We start from the raw sequence: 5226 nt of genomic DNA, 5'->3' as shown, positions 1-5226 counted from the left end.
GGGCCGACGTTCGCGCAGGGCGGCGGGCTCGACGCCGACCCCGCGGCCGTCGTCGCGTGGTTCCGCGAGCGATAACGGTGATCCAGCCCCCGACGCGGCGGCGTTTGGGAGGAAACCGCCGCCTCGCCGATCGCTCATCTTTTTCCCTGCGGGATCGAACTCGACGGTATGACTGGCGCACGCGTCGGCTCGGCACTCACCGACGAACAGGCGGCGATCCGCGACCTCGTCCGGGAGTTCGCGGTCGAGGAGGTCCGGCCGATCGCCCGCGAGGCGGACGCGGAGGCGTCGTTCCCCGAGGACGTCTGGGACGGGCTCGCGGAGCTCGGGCTGACCGGCCTCACGGTCCCCGAGGCGTACGGCGGGTTCGACGCCGACGAGACGACATACGCGGTCGTCAACGAGGAGCTCGCCTACGGGACGCTCGCCGTCGCCACCGCGCTCTCCGTTCACTGTCTCGCGACCTCCTGTATCGCGGCGTTCGGCACGGAGGACCAGCAGGAGCGGTGGCTACCCGAGATGGTCGACGGCCGCCCAGTCGGGACGTTCTGTCTCTCCGAGCCCCACGCCGGGTCGAACCCCGCGGCGATGTCGACGACGGCCGAGTACGACCCCGACGCCGACGAGTACGTGCTCAACGGCGAGAAACAGTGGATCACCAACGGCGACCGCGGCGGGGTCGCCATCGTCTTCGCGAAGGTCGACGCCGACGATCCCGGCTCGATCACGCAGTTCCTCGTCCCGATGGACACGCCGGGGTTCGCCGTCGGCCCCAAAGAGGAGAAACTGGGACTGCGCGCTTCAGACACCACGTCCGTCTCCTTCGATGACTGCCGGATCCCCGGCGAGAACCGGCTGACCGAGGAAGGGCGTGGGCTCTCGGCCGCCTTCCGGATCCTCACGGGCGGCCGGATCGGCATCGCCGCTCAGGCGGTCGGGCTCGCCCAGGCGGCGTTCGACGAGGCGAAGTCGTACGCCTTCGAGCGTGAGCAGTTCGACCGACCGATCGGCGAGATCCAGGCGATCCGCCACAAGTTCGCCGAGATGGCGACCGACATCTCCGCGTCGCGGCTGCTCGTCCGGGAGGCCTGCCGTCAGGCGGAGGCGGGCGAGGACAACCGGATGATGGCCTCGAAGGCGAAGTACACGGCGAGCGAGACGGCGATGTCCGTCACCAACGAGGCGGTCCAGATCCACGGCGGCTACGGCTACGTCAGCGAGTTCGACGTGGAGCGGTTCTATCGCGACGCGAAGATCACGGAGATCTACGAGGGGACGACGGAGATCCAGAAGAAGATCATCGCCCGCGGCGTCCTGGGTGACGAATGACCGACCGGCCGTCCGGTGCCGACGCTCCCACTGGGGCCGACGCTTCCGCCGATGCCGACGCCCCTACCGGAGCAGATCGACTCTCCGGGCCCGACGCGTTCGCCGCGGCCGATGCGGTCGTGTACGACCTCGACGGAACGCTCCTCGAACTCGTCGTCGACTGGGACCGCGTCGCCGACGATGTCGCCGCCGCCTACGCGGAACACGCGCTGATCCCGCCCACGGAGGACCTCTGGAAGTTGCTGGACGCGGCCGAGGAGTACGGGATCGGTGCCGAGGTCGAGGCGGCGATCGCGGACCACGAACGGGCCGGCGCGGCCCGCTCCCGACTCCTCCCGCTTGGTGAGCGGCTCCTGTCGGGCGCGGACACCCGCCCCGCGGCGGTTTGTTCGCTCAACTGTGAAGCGGCGTGTCACATCGCGCTCGAGGAACACGGGCTCGTCGAGACGGTCGACGCCGTCGTCGGCCGCGACACCGTCGAGACCCACAAACCCGAACCGGAGTCGTTGCTGGCGGCGATCGACGCCATCGACGCCGAGCCGGATCGCGCCGTCTTCGTCGGGGACTCCGCGAGCGACGCGGTGACTGCCGACCGGGCGGGCGTCGCGTTCGTCTCGGTCGCCGACGCGCTCGCTTCCGACGATATATAAGTCGTCGTGACTCCGTCGGGATCCGCGACCGGTGGCGTCGACATCCGATGTGAGCGCCCCAGACGCCTGCTGACAACGTGGTATACAACCGATCGGAAGCGGCGACGTTCCCTTTTAAGCACTGTTCCAGCGACTCCACCGCTGGCCGGGGATTTATAAGGAGAGTCGCCGTCGATCCGCGATCAACCGCTTATACTCGAGTGGTCGAGACGTTAGATGGAGTCGCCACTACTGTTTCATCGGTGCTTCGAGGGAGGGATCGGCATTGAGGATCGTAGTCAGGGTCGGTTGCGTTCGATCGAATTTCTCCGTCGGGTCCACGAGTTGGAGCTCCGAATCATAGGTTATGAGCCCTGCTGAGACCAACTTCGGGAGGTGGACATGATATAACGAGAGACGGATCTCCGCTAGTTCATCATCCGACGTCTCCGTAAGCGGCGTCTGCTGCTCGTGGGTGATGATGACCTCCGTAAGGTCGTCGAGCGTTAGTGACTGCTGTTCCCCTGTGAGTGCCCCAAGCACGATCCGCCGGTGCTGGTTTCGACACAGGTCGAGTACCGAATCGAAGGCGAGAGAGTCGACGCTCATTACGCTATTACAGTCGACCGATCACAATCACAGTGACTTTTTCATGCACAAACCGACTTTACGTTCCTACCTAGGGCCGAGCTGTAAGGGCGGAGAGCGTGTTCCCGAGGACACGCTTGATCCCCCCTCGGAGGCGGGAGCCGACGGCCTGTTGTGAGATACCGAGTTCTTCGCCGAGGGCTTCCAACGTGACCTCGCGGGGGGACTCGAAGTACCCGCGCTCGTAGGCGAGCACGAGCGCCTCTTGTTGCGTGTCAGTGAGGACCGCTTCGGTTCCCGACGTAACCGGCGTAAGCGCGTGCAACTCCGTCAACGTGACCGGGATGTCCAGCGCTCGACAGCGTTCCTGAAAGGCAGCGATGTCGCTTCGATCGTCACCGCGGATCTCGAACCGCCACTCGTTGGTGGTACCGGTAGCCTCGATCAGCGGGACCCCTGTCTCCGCCAGGACGGTTAGCACGTCGTTGTAGTCCAATACCCACTCGACCCGTAACAGGTACTCGTCCCCGACGGAGTCAACGAGCCGAATGTCGTCCACGCCTGGATGCTCGGTGAACGCACTCTCGATGTCTTTGGCTTCGGTTCCCCGAACCCAAAAATAGGGGATCACCACGTTCTGTGCGGGGATAAGTCGCTCCAGCGTGACCGTCACGTTCGGTAGTTGGTGGAACACTGTCCCTAAGGGGAACTGGTCTGACGGAACCGTGAACGTTGCCTCGGTAGCCATACCCGAACTGATGCCGGCTGTCGGGAAAGGATTGCTGCCGAGACGACCGCTGATGAGCTGTTCGAGGTAGCGTCCAGACGCACAGTGGCCGCGCGCCTCGGATCCGACACGTCGCTCCCGTCGACCCCAGTAAACGAGGCCACCCCGCCCCGTCCGTCAGTCGTCGTTCCCGATCTGCTCGTCGTTCCCGATCTGCTCGTCGTCGCCGATCGTCGCGTCGTCGCCGATCGTCGCGTCGTCGGTCTCGCTCGCCTCGACGCGTTTCGCGTACAGCGCGACGACGACTGCGGTGACGAACCAGATCGGTGCGCCCACGCGGATCGCGAAGGCGGCCCTCGCGCCCCACGAGTCGAGCGTGACGAACGCGGAGAGCACGGCGACGACGGGAGCCCCGACGAGGATGGTGACGACGAACGTCGTCTGCATCACCCAGCCGTAGTCGACTCCCTCGATCTCTGCCTCCTCGACGGGTTGCACGCCAAACGCTCGGTAGCGCACGGACTAATCGATGGCGGTCGCCGCGTGGGCCGAGTCGCCGACCCTTCTCTCTCGACCACTGGCGGGCCCGCTCCCCGCCGGAACGCCCTTCCGGATCCCCCGATTTTAACGCGTCGGGCGACCAGCTCGGATCGATGACCACGACGCGGGGACTGCGGGACCGCGAGGAACCGATCACGATGCTCACCGCCTACGACGCCCCCACGGCGGGGATCGTCGACGAGGCCGGGATCGATGTCGTCCTCGTCGGCGATAGCATGGGGAACGCCGCGCTCGGCTACGACTCGACGCTGCCGGTGACGATGGCGGATGTCCGCTCCCGGACCGCGGCGGTCGCCCGCGCGGTCGACGACGCGCTCGTCGTGGCCGACATGCCGTTCCTCTCGTTCGGCGTCGACGAGGCCGACTCCGTCCGGAACGCGGGCGCGTTTTTAAAGGAAGCCGACGCCGACGCCGTCAAGATCGAGAGCGGTCCACACACGGTCGAAACCACCCGCCGGATGACCGACGTGGGGATCCCCGTGATGGCCCACCTCGGGCTCACTCCCCAACACGTCAACCGTCTGGGCGGCTACTCGCGACAGGGGACCGACCAGGACGCGGCCGAAGAGATCATCGAGCTGGCGGGCGCACACGCGGACGCGGGAGCGTTCTCGCTCGTGTTGGAACACGTCCCGGCGAACCTCGCGGCGGCGGTGACCGAGGCGCTCTCGATCCCGACGATCGGTATCGGCGCGGGCCCGGACACCGACGGACAGGTCCTCGTTATCAACGATGTCGTCGGCCTCGGCGACTGGTCGCCACCCTTCTCCGAACAGTTCGGGGACGTCCGCGGCGAGATGCGGCGGGCGGTCGCCGAGTACAAAACCGCGGTCGAGACTGGAGCGTTCCCCGCGGAGGAGCACACGCACGTCGAGGAGTCGCTCGAAGACCTGTACTGAGACCGCGTCGGCCGGCAGTGGACTGTCGATCGTCAGCGACCGAGGTGCGTGATGTCCCGCCGAAGCGAGTAGCCGCGCGGGACCCCGACCGCGCTCAGGCAGGCCTCACACAGCACCCGTTCGTAATCCCGGTTCGTGTCCTTCTCGAGCAACGACACCGACTCCAGCGGAAAAATCGACTCACATCGGGCACACTCGGCTTTGTCGCCATCGACGATCTTCATCTCTCACGGGGAGTTCCCGGCTGCGGTATAAAAACGCGCGGGCGGCGTTATCACTGGTCGAGAAACGGGTTCGAAAGAAATCGAGGTGCGGATCGTGCGTCGTCGAGGGGTCGGGCGTCGACCTCTCAGCCGAAGAGCTCGCCGAGCCCTTCGCCGCCGTCGCCTTCGTCCTCGTCGTCGTCCTCCTCCTCCTCGGCGGCGTCGGCTTCGTCGGCCTCGTCGTCGGCTTCGTCGGCCTCGTCGCCCCCGTCGTCGGAGCCGCCCGCGGC

General features: G+C 66.5%; 7 protein-coding genes. 3 read left to right on the top strand and 4 right to left on the bottom strand.

What is annotated here, in order from left to right:
* The first annotated feature begins 168 nt into the window (after positions 1–168).
* Positions 169–1329, top strand: a complete 1161-nt coding sequence (locus ACFQEU_RS10985) for an acyl-CoA dehydrogenase family protein (protein WP_379782067.1) — start codon at positions 169–171, stop codon at positions 1327–1329.
* Complete coding sequence (locus ACFQEU_RS10980) at positions 1326–1979, top strand: HAD family hydrolase (RefSeq protein WP_379782065.1); 654 nt, start codon at positions 1326–1328, stop codon at positions 1977–1979. The genes ACFQEU_RS10985 and ACFQEU_RS10980 overlap by 4 nt, the downstream gene beginning before the upstream one ends.
* A gap of 228 nt (positions 1980–2207) precedes the next feature.
* Here the strand turns inward: ACFQEU_RS10980 and ACFQEU_RS10975 are convergent, their stop codons facing one another.
* The 3 genes from ACFQEU_RS10975 to ACFQEU_RS10965 all read right to left on the bottom strand — a co-directional run bounded on the left by ACFQEU_RS10975 (position 2208) and on the right by ACFQEU_RS10965 (position 3771).
* Positions 2208–2567, bottom strand: coding sequence for a DUF7344 domain-containing protein (locus ACFQEU_RS10975; protein ID WP_379782063.1), 360 nt, complete (start codon positions 2565–2567; stop codon positions 2208–2210).
* Between the two features lie 70 nt (positions 2568–2637).
* Positions 2638–3294 carry a helix-turn-helix domain-containing protein gene (locus tag ACFQEU_RS10970; protein ID WP_379782061.1) on the bottom strand — a complete coding sequence of 219 codons (657 nt, stop codon included), beginning with the start codon at positions 3292–3294 and terminating at the stop codon, positions 2638–2640.
* Between the two features lie 156 nt (positions 3295–3450).
* A complete protein-coding gene (locus ACFQEU_RS10965; RefSeq protein WP_379782059.1) occupies positions 3451–3771 on the bottom strand; it encodes a DUF5822 domain-containing protein in 321 nt (106 codons plus the stop codon).
* A 155-nt stretch (positions 3772–3926) separates the two neighbouring features.
* Between ACFQEU_RS10965 and panB the strand changes: the two genes are divergently transcribed.
* A complete protein-coding gene (gene panB, locus ACFQEU_RS10960; RefSeq protein ID WP_379782057.1) occupies positions 3927–4733 on the top strand; it encodes a 3-methyl-2-oxobutanoate hydroxymethyltransferase in 807 nt (268 codons plus the stop codon).
* A gap of 32 nt (positions 4734–4765) precedes the next feature.
* On the opposite strand, the gene ACFQEU_RS10955 is transcribed toward panB, so the two are convergent.
* Positions 4766–4957 carry a hypothetical protein gene (locus ACFQEU_RS10955; protein WP_379782055.1) on the bottom strand — a complete coding sequence of 64 codons (192 nt, stop codon included), beginning with the start codon at positions 4955–4957 and terminating at the stop codon, positions 4766–4768.
* Positions 4958–5226: the final 269 nt, after the last annotated feature.

This window comes from Halorubrum tibetense (assembly GCF_042661865.1).
Lineage (GTDB): Archaea > Halobacteriota > Halobacteria > Halobacteriales > Haloferacaceae > Halorubrum > Halorubrum tibetense.
Note: the sequence above shows the minus strand (reverse complement) of the source record. Positions and strands in the feature narration are given on the sequence as shown.